The 18,744-nt window shown below is 56.1% G+C and carries 18 protein-coding genes; 5 read left to right on the forward strand and 13 right to left on the reverse strand.

From position 1 onward, the window contains the following. Positions 1–11 precede the first annotated feature (11 nt). Both KZZ06_RS04580 and KZZ06_RS04585 read left to right on the forward strand, forming a co-directional pair. The gene (locus KZZ06_RS04580; RefSeq protein WP_219578868.1) at positions 12–920 is read left to right on the forward strand and encodes a sulfite exporter TauE/SafE family protein; all 909 of its coding nucleotides are present in this window, start codon (positions 12–14) and stop codon (positions 918–920) included. Next, complete coding sequence (locus KZZ06_RS04585; RefSeq protein ID WP_219578869.1) at positions 917–1,687, forward strand: TIGR02186 family protein; 771 nt, start codon at positions 917–919, stop codon at positions 1,685–1,687. Before KZZ06_RS04580 ends, KZZ06_RS04585 begins: the two co-directional genes overlap by 4 nt. Here KZZ06_RS04585 and KZZ06_RS04590 read toward each other — a convergent pair. The 6 genes from KZZ06_RS04590 to KZZ06_RS04615 all read right to left on the reverse strand — a co-directional run bounded on the left by KZZ06_RS04590 (position 1,684) and on the right by KZZ06_RS04615 (position 8,635). Then, entirely contained in the window at positions 1,684–2,382 is a 699-nt protein-coding gene (locus tag KZZ06_RS04590) for an SDR family oxidoreductase (protein WP_219578870.1), read from the reverse strand. The two genes, KZZ06_RS04585 and KZZ06_RS04590, sit on opposite strands and share 4 nt — an antisense overlap. Next, positions 2,379–3,917, reverse strand: a complete 1,539-nt coding sequence (locus KZZ06_RS04595) for an ATP-dependent RecD-like DNA helicase (protein ID WP_219578871.1) — start codon at positions 3,915–3,917, stop codon at positions 2,379–2,381. Before KZZ06_RS04595 ends, KZZ06_RS04590 begins: the two co-directional genes overlap by 4 nt. A gap of 41 nt (positions 3,918–3,958) precedes the next feature. Next, entirely contained in the window at positions 3,959–4,594 is a 636-nt protein-coding gene (locus KZZ06_RS04600) for an acyl-homoserine-lactone synthase (RefSeq protein ID WP_219578872.1), read from the reverse strand. 170 nt (positions 4,595–4,764) lie between these two features. Beyond that, positions 4,765–5,487 (reverse strand): autoinducer binding domain-containing protein, encoded by a 723-nt coding sequence (locus tag KZZ06_RS04605; protein WP_219578873.1) that lies wholly within the window; start codon positions 5,485–5,487, stop codon positions 4,765–4,767. A gap of 368 nt (positions 5,488–5,855) precedes the next feature. After that, positions 5,856–7,136, reverse strand: coding sequence for a crotonyl-CoA carboxylase/reductase (gene ccrA, locus KZZ06_RS04610; protein WP_219578874.1), 1,281 nt, complete (start codon positions 7,134–7,136; stop codon positions 5,856–5,858). 152 nt (positions 7,137–7,288) lie between these two features. Next, positions 7,289–8,635 (reverse strand): 1-acyl-sn-glycerol-3-phosphate acyltransferase, encoded by a 1,347-nt coding sequence (locus KZZ06_RS04615; protein ID WP_219578875.1) that lies wholly within the window; start codon positions 8,633–8,635, stop codon positions 7,289–7,291. 72 nt (positions 8,636–8,707) lie between these two features. On the opposite strand from KZZ06_RS04615, the gene KZZ06_RS04620 reads away from it, so the two are divergent. The 3 genes from KZZ06_RS04620 (at position 8,708) to deoD (ending at position 11,954) form a co-directional block, all read left to right on the forward strand. Further along, positions 8,708–10,771 carry a protein meaA gene (locus KZZ06_RS04620; RefSeq protein WP_257884206.1) on the forward strand — a complete coding sequence of 688 codons (2,064 nt, stop codon included), beginning with the start codon at positions 8,708–8,710 and terminating at the stop codon, positions 10,769–10,771. Between the two features lie 83 nt (positions 10,772–10,854). Further along, positions 10,855–11,169, forward strand: a complete 315-nt coding sequence (locus KZZ06_RS04625) for an H-NS family nucleoid-associated regulatory protein (RefSeq protein WP_219578877.1) — start codon at positions 10,855–10,857, stop codon at positions 11,167–11,169. 74 nt (positions 11,170–11,243) lie between these two features. After that, positions 11,244–11,954 carry a purine-nucleoside phosphorylase gene (gene deoD, locus KZZ06_RS04630; protein ID WP_219578878.1) on the forward strand — a complete coding sequence of 237 codons (711 nt, stop codon included), beginning with the start codon at positions 11,244–11,246 and terminating at the stop codon, positions 11,952–11,954. 35 nt (positions 11,955–11,989) lie between these two features. Here deoD and KZZ06_RS04635 read toward each other — a convergent pair whose 3' ends face one another. The 7 genes from KZZ06_RS04635 to sdhA all read right to left on the reverse strand — a co-directional run bounded on the left by KZZ06_RS04635 (position 11,990) and on the right by sdhA (position 18,727). Next, positions 11,990–12,829 carry a DUF1989 domain-containing protein gene (locus KZZ06_RS04635; RefSeq protein WP_219578879.1) on the reverse strand — a complete coding sequence of 280 codons (840 nt, stop codon included), beginning with the start codon at positions 12,827–12,829 and terminating at the stop codon, positions 11,990–11,992. Beyond that, positions 12,826–14,478 carry an FAD-binding dehydrogenase gene (locus KZZ06_RS04640; protein ID WP_219578880.1) on the reverse strand — a complete coding sequence of 551 codons (1,653 nt, stop codon included), beginning with the start codon at positions 14,476–14,478 and terminating at the stop codon, positions 12,826–12,828. Before KZZ06_RS04640 ends, KZZ06_RS04635 begins: the two co-directional genes overlap by 4 nt. Before the next feature lie 62 nt (positions 14,479–14,540). Continuing rightward, complete coding sequence (locus tag KZZ06_RS04645) at positions 14,541–14,762, reverse strand: hypothetical protein (protein WP_219578881.1); 222 nt, start codon at positions 14,760–14,762, stop codon at positions 14,541–14,543. Positions 14,763–14,810: 48 nt separating this feature from the next. Then, positions 14,811–15,590 carry a succinate dehydrogenase iron-sulfur subunit gene (locus tag KZZ06_RS04650; RefSeq protein WP_219578882.1) on the reverse strand — a complete coding sequence of 260 codons (780 nt, stop codon included), beginning with the start codon at positions 15,588–15,590 and terminating at the stop codon, positions 14,811–14,813. A gap of 53 nt (positions 15,591–15,643) precedes the next feature. Next, complete coding sequence (locus KZZ06_RS04655) at positions 15,644–16,462, reverse strand: FkbM family methyltransferase (RefSeq protein WP_257884207.1); 819 nt, start codon at positions 16,460–16,462, stop codon at positions 15,644–15,646. Next, positions 16,462–16,860 carry a hypothetical protein gene (locus KZZ06_RS04660; protein WP_308340000.1) on the reverse strand — a complete coding sequence of 133 codons (399 nt, stop codon included), beginning with the start codon at positions 16,858–16,860 and terminating at the stop codon, positions 16,462–16,464. Before KZZ06_RS04660 ends, KZZ06_RS04655 begins: the two co-directional genes overlap by 1 nt. A 61-nt stretch (positions 16,861–16,921) precedes the next feature. Next, complete coding sequence (gene sdhA / locus KZZ06_RS04665; protein WP_219578883.1) at positions 16,922–18,727, reverse strand: succinate dehydrogenase flavoprotein subunit; 1,806 nt, start codon at positions 18,725–18,727, stop codon at positions 16,922–16,924. Positions 18,728–18,744 lie beyond the last annotated feature (17 nt).

Below are 18,744 nucleotides of genomic sequence, written 5' to 3' on the forward strand. Positions count from 1 at the left end.
TAACAGCACTTATGCAAATATACCTGCCCATTGCCGAGATTTCGGTTAACGCGTTCCTACTTTTGGGGCTAGGCGGAATCGTGGGCGTCCTTTCGGGCATGTTTGGCGTCGGCGGCGGGTTTCTGATCACGCCGCTTTTGTTCTTTATCGGCATCCCGCCCGCGGTGGCTGTGGCCACCGGTGCGAACCAGATTGTCGCGTCTTCCGTGTCAGCCCTACTGGCCCACCTCAAGCGCAAAACCGTTGATCTGAGGATGGGGACCGTTTTGCTGATCGGGGGCCTTGTCGGTGCTGCCGGGGGCGTCAGCATCTTCAACTATCTCAAATCGCTGGGACAAGTCGATTTACTGGTCAACCTTTGCTATGTGATCTTTTTGGGGATTATCGGCGGGTTGATGTTTATTGAATCGCTCAACGCGCTTTATAAAACCCGTTCCGGAAAACGTCAGCCGCGCAAGAAACACACCTGGATTCAAAAGCTGCCTTTTAAGATGCGGTTCCGTGTCACGGGGCTTTATATCTCGGTCATTCCGCCCTTGTTAGTTGGCGCGTTCGTCGGTCTGCTGGCCGCCATCATGGGCGTCGGCGGCGGCTTTATCATGGTGCCGGCAATGATCTATCTGTTGGGTATGCCAACCAAAGTTGTTGTTGGCACGTCGCTGTTCCAAATCCTGTTTGTGACTGCGTTTACCACGCTGCTGCACGCTACAACCAACTATACCGTTGATATCGTTCTGGCCGTTCTGCTGCTGATTGGTGGCGTGATCGGCGCGCAATTCGGCACAACGCTGGGCACCAAGCTTAAGGCCGAACAGTTGCGCATTCTGCTGGCGCTTTTGGTCCTTGCCGTCTGCGCGAAGCTGGCGCTGGATCTTCTGCTGCAACCGTCCGAACTCTATTCCATCGGGTTCACGTCATGATCCGGCGGTGTGTTGCGATTGCCCTGACCTGCCTTACGTTCGGGTCATTGGCACAGGCCGAAGAAGACATCGTTTTGGGGCTGAACCAGACCGAAGTATCCATCGCCACGAATTTTAACGGGTCCGAGATCATCATTTTCGGGGCTGTAAAACGCGAAACGCCCATCCCTCATACGTCAGAATTGCAGGTGGTCGTCACGGTATCGGGTCCCTCAAAACCCGTCGTGGTTCGCCGCAAGGAAAAGAAATTCGGCATTTGGGTGAACACCGCATCCGTCGAAGTGGACCGGGCGCCCAGTTTTTACGCCGTCGCCACCAGTGGCCCGCTGCGCGATGTCCTAAGCCGGGTCGAGGACCTGCGCTATAAAATATCGGTCCCGCGGGCAATCAGATCGGTTGGCGCACCAATGACCATCACAGATTCCGCCGCCTTCACCGAAGCACTGATCCGCATCCGTTCAAAGGAAAACCAGTATCAACTGGACGAGGCAGGCGTAACCGTCGACCAACAGACCCTGTTCCGCGCGACTGTGCAGCTTCCTGCTGCCTTGGTCGAAGGCGATTACGACACGCGGATTTTCCTGACACGCGACGGGAATGTCGTCGCGCAATACGAGACATTGATCGACGTGCGCAAGGTCGGGCTGGAACGGTGGCTGTACAACCTGTCGCGCGAACAGTCATTGCTGTACGGCCTATTGTCGCTGGCTATTGCTATCTCTGCTGGATGGTTGGCCTCGGCGGCGTTTGCAATGATCCGCCGTTAACCGCGCCCGATATAGGGCATTTTCGTCGCCATTACAGTCATGAACTGCACATTCGCCTCCGGGGGCATTTGCGCCATATGCAGCACGGATGACGCCGCATGTTTCACGTCCATCGTATCCATTTCAGGGTTGGCTGCCTTTAGGCCCGCGACCAGTTCACTTTCTGCGTTCCCGATGTCGATCTGCCCGCACGCGATGTTAAAGGGCCGCCCATCCAACGACAGCGTACGCGTCAGGCCGGTGACCGCATGTTTGCTCATCGTATAACAAACCGAACCGGGGCGCGGCACATAGGCCGAGAGCGACCCGTTATTGATAATACGTCCACCCTCTTTCTGTGCGCGCATCCGCTCGAACGCCAGTTGCGCTGCGATGAACATGCCGTTGATATTGACCTGCATCACCTCGGTCCAAATCTCGAGCGGGATTTCGTCGATGGGGCCGGACACACCGAACAAACCCGCGTTGTTGAACAGCACGTCGATATGGCCGAACGTGTCGAAGGCACCGCGCATGGCGGTCGCGTCTGTCACATCCGCAGGCAGCGCCACCGCGTTGGGATGCGCGTCAGCAATTTCGGCCAGCCGGTCAGCCCGGCGCGCAACTAGCCCGACCCGCCACCCTTGACCCAAGAACAGCTCTGCCGTGGCGCGCCCGATGCCCGAACTGGCACCTGTGATCAGTATCGTTTTCATGCCTCTTCCTCCGTCTGTATATCCAAGCTTAGCGGTGCCACCGGGGCAGCCCGCAAGTCATCGACGCGCAGCATGCCAGTTGGCTTGGACAACCTGTTACGAACCACCCAGATCAGCCGTTCCTGCGCCCGTGTGATCGCCACATAGGCAAGCCGTTTCCACAAGGGCTGCCCCGCCTCTGACCGTCCCATACGGGCCGCTGCGTATAGATCAGGCGCAAAGACCTGAACCGTGTCCCATTGGCTGCCTTGCGCCTTGTGAATGGTCACTGCTGCACCGTGCAAAAACGTGGCCCCCATGCGGGCGGCAAAGGGAATAAACGGTTCTTCCTCGTCCGGCTTTTCAATCTTCACAATTGATGCGGCCGATATCTGCGGGTCCTCGGCCCCCATCACATGCAAGCGGCTGAACCCCGGCTTGCGACCGTTGCCCAGATAGATCACCTGCGCGCCTTTGATCAGGCCGCGCGCCTCAAGGTCCAACCGTTTCTTGCGATGCTTAAGGGGCAGCTCAATCCCGTCACAGATCAGCGGTTCACCCTCCAGCAACGCATCCTCTGGCGCGCCATGAACGGATCGGAATGCGTTGATCAGGCGGATGCGCGTCGCATTGCGCCACACCAAAACGGGGGACCGCGCCATCAAATCAACCTCGACCCGTTGGCCCCAGACAACGCGATCATCTTTCTTCGACGCCTCCTCGACCATCCGTTCAAACTGCTCGAACGACAGATCAGGGTCGGCCAGCGCGTGGGCCAAATCCAGAATGGGGTTGTCGGCCTGCTGCCGGTGGATACGGCTCAGGTTCAAGACACGATTCTGCGGCAGTTTCTCGAACACCATGGTGCCGGATTGCCCGACAGGGGCCAACTGCGCCGGATCACCGAACAACAGCAACGTCGGAAAAATCTCTTTCAGATCCTCGAACTGCTTGTCATCCAGCATCGAACTTTCATCGACTAAACCGATGTCCAAAGGTTCTTCGCGACGCTTCCACCCTGTGATGAAATCGCTGCCCCGCAAGCCCGCTGCCGCCAACGCACCGGGGATCGATTTGTTATTCGCGTAAAATGCTTCCGCCCGATCAAGCGACACCTCGTTCATGCCCTCAATCACTGGCCGTTCGCCATTGCCGGCCAACCATTCAGCGATACGTTCATATTCAGGGTCATAGACGGGCGTGTACAATATCCGGTGGATCGTCGTGGCGGGCACCCCCCGCAAACGTAACACCGACGCCGCTTTGTTGGTCGGGGCCAAAATCGCAAGCGACCGCTTGTCCTTGCGTTTGCGGGATTCGTAATCGCCCGAAATAATTTCTACGCCGGCCGCTTCCAACGCCTTATATAGTTCGGCCAGCAGCAGCGTTTTACCTGACCCGGCCTTGCCGGTCACGGCCATAACCTGATCCTTACCCCCAGCGGGCGGCATCAAAAGGCTGTCTTCCAGATTAATCCCGGCAAGGCGCAGCATTTCGGTTACGCTGTCATAAGCGGCCGCCTGATCATCTGAATATGTCACTGTAGGTGTTGTCATGGCGCGACCCTAAATCAGGGCCGCGCCGGGGGCCAGACAGCTTAGGCGCTAATCGCGGTCTTCATCGCCAAAGGTACCCCAAACCGCTGCTGAAACCACTGTTCCGACTGGCGCGGCGAAATGCCCGACCGCGCGGCCAAACGCGCTTGCGAAGCCCCGTCAAAGCTCCAAAGTCCCACACTGATCTGTGCGGTCCCCGCGCCACTGCTGCCAAGAATTTCAGGCGATGCCCCCGTCATCCGGTATATCCGCACCATCCGCGCGTCAAAAACACCGGCAAAATGCGCCACGCCAAAGCCCCGCATGATTTCGCCGCCGCCCAACATCAACGCAGCTGCGGCCTGCGCCGACGCATCTTTGTTCAGGCAAAACCGCGTGCATTCCCAAATCAAAGGGCTGCGGATTGGTCCCTCCAAAAGATCCCCAAAATGCTCATTCACCATCGTCCGCCCGGTGGTCGGCAAAAACCGCATCGACCCGCCATGGCTACCATCCGGCAACTCCCAAATCACATATAGCGGGTTTAGCGCGTCGTATTCGTCTTTCTCAAATCCATCTGCATCAACAGTGACATCCCATTTCAAACGATCTTTGAATTGCGCCGCCCGGTCGCGAAACATGGATTGACCAAGTTTCGGATAGTCTTTCAGTTCGTCACCGTAAATATATCTTAACATGAATTGCTGCATCCCTTGGGCTTGTTCAAGGGCCTCAATACATGTCGGTTATTTAACGCCGCCCGCTATTAGCGCCCGCCAAAACAATCGAAAACGCAACTTCACGTTTCCAAATGGATCAAAATCCCGGGGGAGCCTGAAAGGCGGGGGCTGGCCCCCATCACGGACAACTATACGATAATCAGACCGCGGCTAAGCGCGCGGGCCACAGCATGGGTCGTATTCAGCGCCCCCAATTTAAACCGTGCACTTTCAATATATACGCGCAAAGTATGCTCGGAAATGGACAGCGTGTCGGCAACTTGCGCGCGATTATAGCCAATCGCGATCAAGGTCATTGCGTCAACTTCTCTGGGTGAAAGCGCTTGCGCGGCTTCCGGTGTCCGCCCGGGTTCCAATTCAAGCGCCTTTTCATTGAAATAATGGGCAATCAAAATAAGATCGCGGCGGTTGGCCTCCGCAAATGCTTCCCACTCTGGATCGCTGCATGAATTGTTTACGGTGAAAAGCGCGAATTGCCCATTCGGCCCGCGTATTGGAACTGAAAACCCCTGATTTCCAACCCCATATTCAATCGCTTCCAACAGCAATGCGCGCGCGGCCTTACTGCTCCAATCCAGCCGTTTCCAATCGACGGGGTGAAAGCGCTGATAACATCCCGATATCACTGGATCCGTGCGCAGATAGTTCTGACTTAGATAGCGTTCCTGCCATTCTACAGAATAGGTGCCGCACCCGAATTGATCCCCGGCGGAATCAACCCAGTGATACACGACATGAGCAAGATCATAATGGTCGCGCAGCGCTTCGCTGGCGACTTGAAGGCCGTCAAATGTGGCGGCCTGTTCCAGTGCCTCCAATATCAGATCCAGCTTTGCAGAGATCGCTACCATATGATTTCCGTCCACTCCTATCTTCACGGGCGGAAATCTCGGCCAGAGCGACAATCGCGGTATCATCCAACTGTTCCGCCAATACGGGAAAACCGTTGATGGTCGCGAAAGTTTTCAGATCCGTGAGAACTTCCAATATCCAGTCACTTTGCATCTTAAAATTCTCACTTTTTTGGTTAAATATTCATTAATATAACCATAACATGCGTCCAAATTAGCGCATATTCGCAGTTTCCAACTCCCCATTTCTAGTGGGATGGCCGTTGGACAAGCTATTGTTTCACAAAACGCCGTCTTCAAACGCACTGCACCCGCGAAGCGGTTGACCGATTCGCGGGTGCATCCCGTCCGACTTGAACGTGTTTTTCTTACTTCTTAGCTTCCAAAGCATCTTCCAACGTACGCAATCCGGTCGTTGGAGACTGAACCAGAACGGACATGTTCCCCGGCTTGTGTTCGTTTGCCAGCATCTTCATGTGAGCATCGGGCAGGTCATTCCATGTGAACACTTCCGACATGCACGGGTCCAAACGGCGCTCGAGCATCAGTTTGTTCGCCGATGATGCCTGCTGCAGGTGCGCAAAGTGGCTGCCCTGCAAACGCTTTTGGTGCATCCACATATACCGCACATCAAGGGTCAGGTTGAAACCGGACGTACCGGCGCAGATCACAACCATGCCGCCTTTTTTACAAACGAATGTGGACACGGGGAATGTCGCCTCGCCGGGGTGTTCAAACACCATATCGACGTTCACACCCTTGCCAGTGATTTCCCAGATCGCCGCACCGAACTTGCGCGCCTCTTTAAACCAAGCCGCGTATTCAGGTGTGTTCACCGTGGGCATCTGACCCCAGCAGTTAAAGTCTTTGCGGTTCAGAACGCCCTTGGCACCCAGATCCATAACGAAATCACGCTTAGATTCATCCGAGATAACACCAATCGCATTCGCACCCGCGGTGTTGATCAACTGGATCGCGTAAGACCCCAAACCACCGGATGCACCCCAAACCAGCACGTTTTGGCCGGGCTTCAGGTCATGTGGTTCGTGACCGAACAGCATGCGATAGGCGGTTGCCAGCGTCAGCGTATAGCAAGCGGATTCTTCCCAAGTCAGGTGCTTGGGCCGTGGCATAAGTTGCTGCGCCTGAACATTCGTGAACTGCGCAAATGAACCGTCGGGTGTCTCGTAACCCCAGATGCGCTGGCTGGGCGAATACATCGGGTCGCCACCGTTGCAGTGCTCGTCGTCGCCATCGTCCTGGTTACAGTGAATGACGACCTCGTCGCCGACTTTCCAGCGCTTTACCTTGTCACCAACTGCCCAGACGATGCCCGAAGCATCGGAACCAGCGATGTGAAAGGGCTGTTTGTGACCGTCAAACGGGCTGATAGGTTTGCCCAAAGCAGCCCAAACACCGTTATAGTTAACGCCAGCGGCCATCACCAGAACCAGCACTTCGTGGCTGTCGAGCGTTGGAACATCCACCACTTCTTCCAGCATCGCTGTGTTTGGGTTGCCGTGACGCTCGCGACGGATTGTCCAAGCATACATTTGCTTGGGTACGAACCCCATCGGAGGGATTTCACCGATTTCGTACAGGTCTTTTTCCGGCGCGTCATATTGCGCGATGTTCGTGTCCAGGGCCATGGGTGTCTCCACTGTCAGAATTCGTTTGTGCCGCAGTGCAGAATCGCGGCGTCTAAAAGTGAGATATTGCTCGAAGCGCAACAATGCAACCGTAATTGGGTCGAATTTGTAATTTTATAACTTTGCAAGTGCAGAAAAATTGACGACCCGGCCTATTTTACAAAGAAATGCGCGATTGAATTGGCATAGAAGGTCAGCGCGGGCAGTTGTCCGGCAACAATTGCGACACCATCCTTGTCGACGCGGATCATCCCGCGCTGCAGCAAATGTTCACGCGCCTTATGGACCCCATCGCCGAAATCATCATGCGGGATGTCTATGGTGGTTTTGGCCTGCGCCAACAGCCGCGCCATTTCAGCATCCAAGGCGTCATCGGTCAGCGGCCCCGTGGCCGACACCAAGGCATGCGCCATCAGCGGGACAAACAGCAATGGCATCTCGCTGGCGATGCGCCCCATCAAATCTTTGGCCACAAGATCAACATCGGGATCAGGGCCATAGTCGTGCAGGGGCACTGGTTCCCCAAACACCACTGCCGCCACTCCAAAGCGCAAGAATTTACCGCGTATCCGCAGCCATGTTTTCCGTAGGATGAATATCAAGATTACCGATATGCGCGCTTTAAAACGGCGGGTGCCTGCCTGGCCTGCGGCGATCAACACCCGGTCCTCCAGAACCCGATCATAGTTAATCGCAACCGGTACAAAGACCACACCCCGGTCCACAAGGTCGGTCTCGAGAACATAGCCGAGCAACCCCATCTTGGGCGGCATCAACTTGCCATCAAGGCTCAGCCCGCCTTCTGGGAAAATCGCTTGGGTCACGCCGCCTTGGGTTGCCTTTTGCACGTAACGCGCCAATACTTTGCGGTACAAGGCACCCCGCGATTTGCGCCGGATGAAATAGGCACCCATTGATCTGATCAGTCGGCTAAGCGGCCAAACCCGCGCCCATTCCCCCACCGCATAGCTAAGCGCGGATGCCTCGCCAGCCAGATAGGTGACCAATACATAATCCATGTTGCTGCGGTGATTCATAATGAAAATCACCGTCGCCTCGCTGGGTATTTTTTCGATAACGGCGGCGTTGTTTGTGCCTGTGCGCACCTCGTACAACGTGTTGGCCAAAAACCGCGCCAGACGAATGCCAAAGCTGAAATAGGCAAAAGCACTAAAACTCGGGACAATCTCGCGTGCATATCTGCGGGCTTGCTCGAACGCGACGTTTTCGGGAATCCCTTCGGCACGGGCATGATCGGCGATCGCCTGACTTACTTGGGGGTCATAGATCAGTCGCTGGATCATATCGTGACGGCGGGCCAGCTTGAAAGGTTCGATCGGGCGCGTCAGCCGTTTGTTCAACCTCGCAACGGCCCGTTCTAAGCGCAGGCGAAAGAACCAGCGCACGGACGGCAATAGAAAATGGCTAAGGGCGGTGACTGCCGCAAAAAGCAAGATCACCACAAATAGCCAGATAGGAAGTTCAATGCTCTGCGTCATTGGCCCACCCTTGCAGAACCAAAAGGGGCTGAGCAATATTAAACAGACGTTCCCCGTTAAACCGATATGAACATGCCGCGATGCAGCGAATTGACACCGCCCGATTATTTCAAGTATCAGTCTGTCAGGGTAATAATATTGCTCGCCCAATTCACGAGAGGCCGCACCATGACGCAACAAACCAAAGACCGCCCTTGGCTCATCCGCACCTACGCCGGACACTCTACCGCCGAGGCATCCAATGCGCTGTACCGCAGTAATCTGGCCAAAGGTCAGACCGGCCTTTCTGTTGCTTTCGACCTTCCCACACAAACCGGATATGACAGCGATCACATCCTGTCGCGGGGCGAGGTCGGCAAAGTCGGCGTTCCGGTGAGCCACCTTGGCGACATGCGCGCCTTGTTCAAAGATATCCCGCTAGAGCAAATGAACACCTCGATGACCATCAACGCGACCGCGCCGTGGTTGTTGGCGCTGTATATTGCCGTGGCCGAGGAACAGGGCGCTGATGTGTCCGCCTTGCAGGGAACAGTTCAAAACGACCTGATCAAGGAATACCTTTCGCGCGGCACCTATATCTGCCCGCCTGCCCCGTCGCTCAAGATGATCGCCGACGTTGCCGAATATTGCTATACAAACGTGCCGAAATGGAACCCGATGAACGTGTGTTCCTACCACCTGCAAGAGGCTGGCGCGACGCCTGAACAGGAATTGGCCTTTGCCTTGGCCACAGCCACAGCCGTCTTGGACGCCCTGCGCCCCCGCGTGCCTGAAAAGGATTTCCCAACCGTGGTTGGGCGAATCTCGTTCTTTGTGAACGCTGGCATTCGTTTCGTCACCGAGATGTGCAAAATGCGGGCCTTTGGCGATCTGTGGGATGAAATCTGCTTGGAACGCTATGGCGTCGAAGACCCCAAATACCGCCGTTTCCGCTATGGCGTTCAGGTGAACTCTCTTGGTTTGACGGAACAGCAGCCGGAAAATAACGTCTACCGCATCTTGATCGAAATGCTGGCCGTTACGCTGTCTAAAAACGCCCGCGCCCGTGCCGTTCAATTGCCCGCATGGAACGAGGCGCTTGGCCTGCCGCGCCCGTGGGATCAGCAATGGTCGATGCGGATGCAGCAAATCATGGCATATGAAACGGATTTGCTTGAATTTGATGACCTGTTTGATGGCAACCCAGCGGTCGACAGAAAAGTCGAAGCGCTGAAGGAAGGCGCGCGCGCTGAATTGGCCAACCTTGATGGCATGGGCGGTGCAATTTCCGCAATCGACTACATGAAATCACGTCTGGTCGAAAGCAACGCCGACCGTCTGGGCCGGATCGAACAGGGCGAAACAATTGTTGTCGGGGTCAACAAATGGCAGCAGGGCGAACCATCCCCCCTGATGACCGGCGACGGTGGGATCATGGTCGTTGACCCCGCCGTTGAGGCGGACCAGATCAACCGTCTGAATGCGTGGCGTGATGGCCGTGATCAGGCCGCCGTCGACAAAGCGCTTGCAGATCTACGCGCCGCCGCCGCCGAAGGGCGCAATGTGATGGGACCGTCAATTGCCGCCGCCAAGGCAGGGGTGACTACTGGTGAATGGGCCGCGCAAATGCGTGCCGTGCATGGTGAATATCGCGGGCCGACGGGTGTCGCCGCAGGTCGGTCAAACAAAACCGAAGGCCTGGATGATCTGCGCGAGGCCGTAGATGCCGTCAGCACCCGTCTGGGCCGCCGTCTAAGCTTTCTTGTTGGGAAACCCGGGCTTGATGGCCATTCGAACGGCGCAGAACAAATTGCCGTACGCGCCCGCGATTGCGGCATGGACATCGCGTATGAGGGAATTCGTCTAACCCCTTCCGAAATCGTACAAGCCGCGAAAGACGGCAGCCACCATGTTGTTGGACTTTCTATTCTTTCTGGCTCTCATATTCCGCTGGTCGAAGATCTTATGAACCAAATGCGCGAAGCTGGTCTTGGGAATATCCCCGTAGTTGTGGGCGGTATCATTCCAGAAGACGATAAAACAAGACTTCTCGGAATGGGTGTGGCCCGGGTTTATACGCCAAAAGACTTTGAGTTGAATACAATCATGCAAGATATCGTAATACTGGCAGACCCGGAAACTATTGCAGCACAGTGATTTGATTCAGAGTTTATTTTCTTTTTATGTTTATTCTTTTCGCGTAAGGCAGAAAACACACTTTCTGAATAGGGACGAGTAAAATGAGCATTAAACTAGACTCCATGTCTCATAAAGAGCTTGAGACTTTGTTGAACGACGTGAAAACGGCAATTAAATCCGCGTATGAACGTGATCGTGTCGAAGCACGTAAAGCTGCTGAAAAAGCGGCCGCTGAATTTGGTTTCTCTTTGGATGAGGTGTCTTCGGGTGCCAAAAAATCTAAAGGTGCCAAAGCTGCAGCAAAATACGCTAATCCGGCTGATAAAACCCAAACATGGACTGGCAAAGGCCGCCAGCCCAACTGGTACCGCGAACTGGCAGCCAAAGGCGTTTCGCCTGAAGAACTGGCTATCTAAGGCTATATCTGTAACGTAAAATCGAGCGCCTCATGTTCTGGGGCGCTCTTTCACATTGAACGGTAGTTTTCAAAATGACGACACATATTGGTGCCCAAAAGGGTGAAATCGCTGAAACGGTTTTGATGCCTGGTGACCCCTATCGCGCAAAATGGGCGGCAGAGACTTTTCTGAAAGACGCCAAACTTGTTAACGAAGTGCGTGGCATGCTTGGCTTTACCGGCACATGGAACGGCCACCGCGTTACCATTCAGGGATCCGGAATGGGCATGCCGTCGCTTTCTATCTATGCCAACGAACTGATTTCGACCTATGGGGCCAAGACATTGATCCGCATCGGGTCATGTGGTGGCATGCAACCACATGTCGGAATTCGCGATGTCATCATCGCAATGACCGCGACCACGATCACCTCCCCTTCGTCTGGTATTTTCCGCGAAATGAACTTCGCGCCCTGTGCCGATTGGTCGTTGTTGCAAGCGGCGGTTACAGCGGCGCAAGAAATGGGCACGAATACCCATGTCGGCGGCATCTATTCGTCCGATGTGTTTTACGCCGAACGCCCGGATCTGGACGAGCAAATGGTGCGCCACGGTGTCTTGGGCGTCGAGATGGAAGCCGCCGAGCTTTATATCTTGGCAGCGCGCCATAAATGCCGGGCTTTGGCGGTACTCACCGTCAGCGACCACCTGCAAACCGGCGAAGCACTGCCCGCATCCGAGCGCGAACAATCCTTTGGCGACATGGTAGAAATCGCGCTGAAGGCTGCCTTTCCCGACGCATAATAATCGTCGGCACGCTTAAACCCCGCCAAAGGGGTTTAACCATGAGATCGGTCATAGCCGCTGACATGAGGTGCTGTCATCGCATCCATGTGTCCTGCTTCTGGCGCATAAATCTCGACCAGCAGCGGATAGCAGGCTGCAGCATCCGAAGAATGCTCGGCCGAACAGTCTCCCCCCGGACACGCGCTTAACGCGCCCAACAAATCAATCTCGGCGTAGAATTCAAGATAATCTCCCGGCCGAACCGGGCTTGCCTTCATAAAGTACTGACCTGTGTCACGGGTAAATCCGGTGCACATAAAGACATTCAACACATCATGCACATGAGGTTCGGCCTCGGCCACGGGAACGCCCAGATGGTTCGCCAACGCGCGGGTCAGGTTGGAATGACAGCAATGATGGTACTGCCCGCCCGCCAACAAGTGGTGGGTATAGGGGTCGCAGCGCGTCCCGATAACATCATGCACCGATCCGCCGAATTCGTCCTTACCGTACCAGCCCAGCGTATCATGGGTGATCGTTGCCATGGGCCGCAGATACGGAAAGCTGGTCCACATCCGCTGGCCGGTCGTGATGTGTGTGCCATGCAGCGCACGGGTTTTGCCGGAATAGAACCGTTCAGCCAAATTATCGCGCGCCCACAGGTTCAAATCGCCGACCTGCGCCCCCTCGACGCTCACGATCCGAAAGAAATGTCCGGCAGGCACGGTAAAGCATCCCGCATCGCGCGGCGGCACCAGAACTTCGTCTACCTTGGTCATCTTGGCACGCGCATTTTGGTAGGCGGCCATGTCAGGCACCGGAAGGGTATCAACCGGATAGCAGATAACCGGTTTAATCGCGCGCCGTGCAGCCGCGTCTTTTGGTGTGTTCATGCGTTTTTTCCTGCAGTTCGACCCGAGAACAGACACCCGCCAAGGAATGTCCCCTCAAGCGCGTTGTACCCATGATAGCCACCACCGCCAAAACCACAAACCTCGCCTGCGGCAAAAAGGCCCTGCAAAACGTCGCCCTGTGGGGTCAGCACCCTGCCTTGTAGATCGGTATGCAGACCGCCCAAGCTTTTACGGGTCAATACGTTCAGCCGCACCGCGATCAACGGGCCGTTTTCGGCATCCAGAATAGCGTGCGGTTTGGCCGTGCGGATCAGTTTATCACCGCGATAGTTGCGCGCCCCGTGAATAGCAGTGATCTGCGCGTCCTTGGAAAATGGGTTGTCCAACTGCCCGTCCCGCGCGGAGATCTGGCTGCGCACATGGTCCAGATCAACCGGCTGATGCGGGGTCAATTTATTCATGCCCGCAACCAGTTCTTCCAACCTATCCGCGACGATGAAATCAGCGCCGTTTTCCTTGAACGCTTCGACAGCGGGCGTTGCCCCTTTGCCAAGCCGGGCCTTCAACACATCGCGCCAGCCGCCATCTGTCAGGTCAGGATTTTGTTCGGACCCTGACAGCGCGAATTCCTTTTCGATGATCTTTTGGGTCAGGATAAACCAACTGTGCTCGCCAGCCTGCAATATCCGCTTGAGCGTCGACAACGTGTCGAAACCCGGCATGCAGGGGGCCTCCATCCGGTCCCCATTGGCATCCAGCCAGATCGACGAAGGACCGGGCAAAATGCGAATGCCGTGGTTGGGCCAGATCGGATGCCAGTTTTCGACACCCTCGCAATAGTGCCACATGCGGTCTTCGTTGATCAGCCCTGCGCCAGCATGCGCGGCGATGGCATGCATCTTGCCGTCCACGTAATCGGGCACGCCCGACACCATACGGCGTGGCGGCTGGCCCAGACGATCAGCGGGCCAATGTTTGCGGACCAGATCATGATTGGCACCAATGCCCCCCGTGGTCAAAATCACGGACTCGGCTTGATAGCTGAACGCGCTAATGATTGAACGCCCCGTGCTTTCCCCGCGCAGCTTGGTTGTCGCCTCGAGCACATTCCCCGACACGCCGAAAACGGCACCATTTGTAACCTCAAGCGCGGTTACTTGATGGCGAAACGCCATGTGTAGTTGCCCTGCGGCGGCATATTCCTGCATCAGCTTTGCAAAAGGCGCGACCACGCCGGTGCCTGTCCCCCAGGTGATGTGGAACCGGGGCACCGAATTTCCGTGCCCGCCGGCCATGGAACCACCCCGTTCAGCCCAGCCAACGACAGGAAACCAACGCATGCCCAATCCGTGCAGCCAGCCGCGCATATCTCCTGCGGCCCATTCAACAAACCGCGTGGCATAGGCCAGCGGGTTCGCATCCTCGGGGCGGTCAAACTGGGCAGAACCCATCCAATCGCGTAAGGCCAGTTCAGCACTGTCGCGGATACCCAACCTGCGTTGTTCGGGCGTATCGACCATGAACAAACCACCAAGCGACCAAAACGCTTGCCCGCCAAGGCTTTGCGCCCCTTCTTGATCTATCATTAACACGCGGCGTCCGCGCAAAATCGCCTCGTGGGCTGCAACCATGCCAGCAAGGCCAGCACCCACTACAATCACATCCGCTTTAAAGTTTTTATCTGTCATGAATCCCCCCGACCTCAGAACAAAGGCTAGTCGACGATCAATGCTGGTGTCGAGGACCGTGTTCAAAGCGGCCGTGAGGTTACTTTGGATTTGCAGTCTTGCGGGGTGCCATTTGTCGCGGTGTAAGCTTCGGCACCACAGGCCGCACAGCGATAATAGTGCAGGCTGCCTTTATCGCGGGTCGTGTTTTTACGCCAACGGCAAGCGCGGGTATCTTTGCCGCGCCGGGTGAAATAGGCGACGGCCAGAAATACGACAATAAATGCGATTAGAATAAGAGGCATAGAAAGGCCGCCGGCCCACCCCGACAAACGCGGGATGGACCAAGCTGATTAGATGGTGCGTTCGACCATCATCTTTTTGATATTCGCAATTGCTGCTGCCGGGTTCAGCCCTTTGGGGCAGGTTTTGGCGCAGTTCATAATGGTGTGGCAGCGGTACAGCTTGAAGGGGTCCTCAAGCTCGTCCAGACGCTCGCCAGTTGCTTCGTCGCGGCTGTCGATCAACCAACGATAGGCGTGCAGCAAGGCGGCTGGCCCAAGGTAGCGATCGCCATTCCACCAATAGCTGGGGCAAGATGTCGAACAGCACGCACACATGATGCATTCATACAGACCATCCAGCTTGGCCCGGTCGTCAATCGACTGCTTCCATTCCTTTGCAGGGGCTGCTGTTTTGGTTTCAAGCCAGGGCTGGATCGACGCGTGCTGCGCATAGAAATGGGTAAGGTCGGGGATCAAATCCTTGACCACAGGCATGTGGGGCAATGGGTAAATCTTGACGGTACCCGAAACCTCGTCAACGCCGTACGTACAGGCAAGCGTGTTGATCCCGTCGATGTTCATCGCGCAGGAGCCGCAAATACCTTCGCGGCACGAACGACGGAATGTCAGGGTGGGGTCGATCTCGTTCTTGATCTTGATCAGCGCGTCCAAAATCATTGGGCCGCAGCTGTCCATATCGACAAAATAGGTGTCGATGGCAGGGTTCTTACCATCATCAGGGTTCCAGCGGTAAATCTGGAACTGCTTGAGGTTTTTGGCACCCTCGGGTTTTGGCCATGTCTTACCGGATGTCATCCGGGAATTCTTTGGGAGCGTGAGTTGAACCATATCGCTTCTCCTGGTCTGCCGGGCGTTACCCCGTTTTCAATAAATTCGGGCGCTTACTTTTTCTTAAGGTAAAGCGCGTTTCCTTCGGCCCGCATGGTTTCTTTGAAACCGCTGGCCAGTATTTGTTCGCAAAGGTCGGTCTGCCATTCATCAGCATGCCGCACTTCAATCAAGATCGCGTCGGGCAGCCATCCGCCAGACTGCGCGCCTTCCAGTATCGGGCCAAGAACGGTTTCTTCAGCCCCCTCAACGTCGATTTTAATCAGTGTAAAATCGTGGTCTTTCGACGCAGCCGTAAAATGACCCAGCGGACGGGTGGGCACGACGATGGCACCATTGCGCATCCCGGCTTTCACGTCGTTCAATGACGCCTGCCCATAGTTATGCCCGCAAAAGTTCAGCCGTGCCTCGCCCTCACGATCCGACAATGCGCACCCTTCGATCCGGATGACATCGGTCAGGCCGTTTAATTGGATGTTCACGCCCAAGCGGCCAATCATGATCGGGTTCGGTTCAAACGCAATAACGCGCGATCCCGTGCCGCAAGCAAGCGCCAGCGGAATGGTGAAGGCACCGCAATTCGCGCCGATGTCCATCACCAGCACATTGCGATCTTCCACCAACTCGACCACGGCCACCAACGATTTCAGCTCGGGTGGGCACCCATCAAGCCACATGCGGGTTTCCGTATAGTTATCACGTGGATCAACAACCATCTTGATATCGGCGAATTCAACCTCGACCGGGCCCAGCAATGCCTTGATCTTTGACCGCTCTTGCGGCGATCCATTGCGGTAGCGGTCGCGCAGGGCGTCCATCTCAGCCGCTTCGATCTGCTCCGCCATCGCGTTGCTGTCCCCCTCAACCCCCATCAGCCAAGAATTCCTGTCACGCCAAGGCTGTTTTGCGACAAGCAGTTCACGGTTTCAGGGCGCGACAAAATCGAGCGCACGGTTGCAACTGTCGTATCATCCACACCGACCACGGCCGATCTGGCAAAAACGCGTACTTCGTCGGCGCTGGCATTGTCGATCACGCAGTTGGTGAAAGGTGTGATCATCTGTTTTGGCACTTGGGGGAAACGCGTGGCGATGGTCTCGGTTACGACACCTTTGGTGCTTTCGCGCGCGATTGAATCAACCCGTTCCGATGCTTGTGTACAGGCCGACAGCCCTGCGGCCACCAACACCATGCAAAACGCTGCCGAACGGGACCGGCGGTTACGCAGGCCACCCAAGGGGTTTTGAAATGTATACTGGGCAACTGACACAATGTTTCCTTTGGTTTTGGGCATGCCCCGCCCCGGCGTTTGCCGGGCCGGAGCCGTAATTTTAGTATACGCGCGCTTTTGGCGCGATTTTCTTGAGGTCGATGCCGCCTTCTTTCTCGGTGGTCAGAGGATCAAGGTGAACGCCGCGATAACCAAGGGATGCTTCGTTCCCTTTGAACCAAACAAGGCTGTGCTTGCGCCAGTTCTTGTCATCACGATCAGGGTAATCCTCGTGGGCGTGCGCCCCGCGGCTTTCCTTGCGCGCTGCCGCTGCCGTGATCGTTGCAACAGCGTTTGGCATCAGGTTGGTCAACTCAAGCGTTTCCATCAAGTCAGAGTTCCAGACCAACGACTTGTCCGTCACCTTAAGGTCCGCAGTTTTGGCTGCAACCTCGTCCATTTTCACTTTGCCTTCGTTCAGCGTCTTATCGGTGCGGAACACAGCAGCATCGGCCTGCATGGTTTTCTGCATCTCAAGACGCAGCTCGGCGGTTGCGATGTCGCCCTTGGCGTAACGCAGACCGTCAAAGCGGTTGAACGCTGCATCGATCGAACGCTGGTTTGGTGTCGGTACTGGCGTCGTCGGGTCAACGATATCCTTGGCACGAATTGCTGCGGCCCGGCCGAATACCACCAAATCGATCAGCGAGTTCGACCCAAGACGGTTTGCACCGTGAACAGACGCACAACCCGCCTCGCCCACAGCCATCAGACCGGGTGCGACGTTGTCGGGTTTGTCAGCGGTCGGTGCCAGCACTTCGCCCCAATAGTTCGTTGGAATGCCGCCCATGTTATAGTGCACAGTCGGCAGAACAGGGATCGGCTCCTTGGTCAGGTCAACACCCGCAAAAATACGCGCGGATTCCGAAATGCCCGGCAGGCGCAGGTCCAGCGTTTCTTTGGGCAGGTGGTTCAGGTGCAGGTGAATGTGGTCTTTGTTTTCGCCCACACCGCGCCCTTCGCGGATTTCCATCGTCATGCAGCGTGAAACAACGTCACGACTGGCAAGGTCTTTATAGGTCGGCGCATAACGCTCCATAAAACGTTCGCCTTCGGAGTTGGTCAGATACCCCCCCTCGCCACGTGCGCCTTCGGTGATCAGGCAGCCCGCACCATAAATGCCGGTTGGGTGAAACTGAACGAATTCCATATCTTGCAGGGGCAGACCCGCACGTGCGGTCATGCCGCCGCCATCACCTGTGCATGTGTGGGCCGATGTCGCGCTGAAATAGGCACGGCCATAGCCGCCCGTTGCCAGTACAACCATCTTGGCGCTGAACAGATGCATGGTGCCGTCGTCCAGCTTCCAGCACAGAACGCCCTGACACACGCCGTCTTCGGACATGATCAAATCGATGGCGAAATATTCAATATAGAATTCCGCGTTGTGCTTAAGCGACTGCCCATAAAGCGTGTGCAAAATCGCGTGGCCGGTACGGTCGGCCGCGGCACAGGTGCGCTGTACGGGGGGGCCTTCGCCGAATTCGGTGGTGTGGCCGCCGAACGGGCGCTGGTAAATCTTGCCTGCTTCGGTCCGCGAGAATGGAACGCCGTAATGCTCTAGCTCGTAAACCGCTTTGGGGGCTTCACGGGCGAGGTATTCCATCGCGTCGGTATCGCCCAGCCAGTCAGACCCTTTTACGGTGTCATACATGTGCCACTGCCAGTTATCGGGGCCCATGTTCGACAGCGACGCGGCGATGCCGCCCTGTGCGGCAACAGTGTGCGAACGTGTCGGGAAAACTTTGGTAACGCAGGCTGTTTTCAGGCCCTGCTCGGCCATGCCGAGGGTCGCGCGCAGACCGGCACCACCGGCCCCCACAACAACCACATCATATTCATGCGTTTCATATTCATATGCAGCCATGTCTCGGTCTCCGGTAG

The sequence above is a fragment of the Sulfitobacter sp. CW3 genome, assembly GCF_019392245.1.
Classification (GTDB): Bacteria; Pseudomonadota; Alphaproteobacteria; order Rhodobacterales; family Rhodobacteraceae; genus Sulfitobacter.

Excerpts from the sequence above, each read along its gene's own strand:
- KZZ06_RS04635 (WP_219578879.1), bottom strand. The coding sequence starts at position 12,829 with ATGAACACACCAAAAGACGCGGCTGCACGGCGCGCGATTAAACCGGTT.
- KZZ06_RS04605 (WP_219578873.1), bottom strand. The coding sequence starts at position 5,487 with ATGGTAGCGATCTCTGCAAAGCTGGATCTGATATTGGAGGCACTGGAA.
- KZZ06_RS04655 (WP_257884207.1), bottom strand. The coding sequence starts at position 16,462 with ATGGGGGTTGAGGGGGACAGCAACGCGATGGCGGAGCAGATCGAAGCG.
- KZZ06_RS04620 (WP_257884206.1), top strand. The coding sequence starts at position 8,708 with ATGCCGCGATGCAGCGAATTGACACCGCCCGATTATTTCAAGTATCAG.
- KZZ06_RS04650 (WP_219578882.1), bottom strand. The coding sequence starts at position 15,590 with ATGGTTCAACTCACGCTCCCAAAGAATTCCCGGATGACATCCGGTAAG.
- KZZ06_RS04645 (WP_219578881.1), bottom strand. The coding sequence starts at position 14,762 with ATGCCTCTTATTCTAATCGCATTTATTGTCGTATTTCTGGCCGTCGCC.
- KZZ06_RS04615 (WP_219578875.1), bottom strand. The coding sequence starts at position 8,635 with ATGACGCAGAGCATTGAACTTCCTATCTGGCTATTTGTGGTGATCTTG.
- KZZ06_RS04595 (WP_219578871.1), bottom strand. The coding sequence starts at position 3,917 with ATGACAACACCTACAGTGACATATTCAGATGATCAGGCGGCCGCTTAT.
- KZZ06_RS04590 (WP_219578870.1), bottom strand. The coding sequence starts at position 2,382 with ATGAAAACGATACTGATCACAGGTGCCAGTTCGGGCATCGGGCGCGCC.
- KZZ06_RS04580 (WP_219578868.1), top strand. The coding sequence starts at position 12 with ATGCAAATATACCTGCCCATTGCCGAGATTTCGGTTAACGCGTTCCTA.
- KZZ06_RS04585 (WP_219578869.1), top strand. The coding sequence starts at position 917 with ATGATCCGGCGGTGTGTTGCGATTGCCCTGACCTGCCTTACGTTCGGG.
- KZZ06_RS04625 (WP_219578877.1), top strand. The coding sequence starts at position 10,855 with ATGAGCATTAAACTAGACTCCATGTCTCATAAAGAGCTTGAGACTTTG.
- KZZ06_RS04600 (WP_219578872.1), bottom strand. The coding sequence starts at position 4,594 with ATGTTAAGATATATTTACGGTGACGAACTGAAAGACTATCCGAAACTT.
- KZZ06_RS04640 (WP_219578880.1), bottom strand. The coding sequence starts at position 14,478 with ATGACAGATAAAAACTTTAAAGCGGATGTGATTGTAGTGGGTGCTGGC.
- ccrA (WP_219578874.1), bottom strand. The coding sequence starts at position 7,136 with ATGGCCCTGGACACGAACATCGCGCAATATGACGCGCCGGAAAAAGAC.
- sdhA (WP_219578883.1), bottom strand. The coding sequence starts at position 18,727 with ATGGCTGCATATGAATATGAAACGCATGAATATGATGTGGTTGTTGTG.
- deoD (WP_219578878.1), top strand. The coding sequence starts at position 11,244 with ATGACGACACATATTGGTGCCCAAAAGGGTGAAATCGCTGAAACGGTT.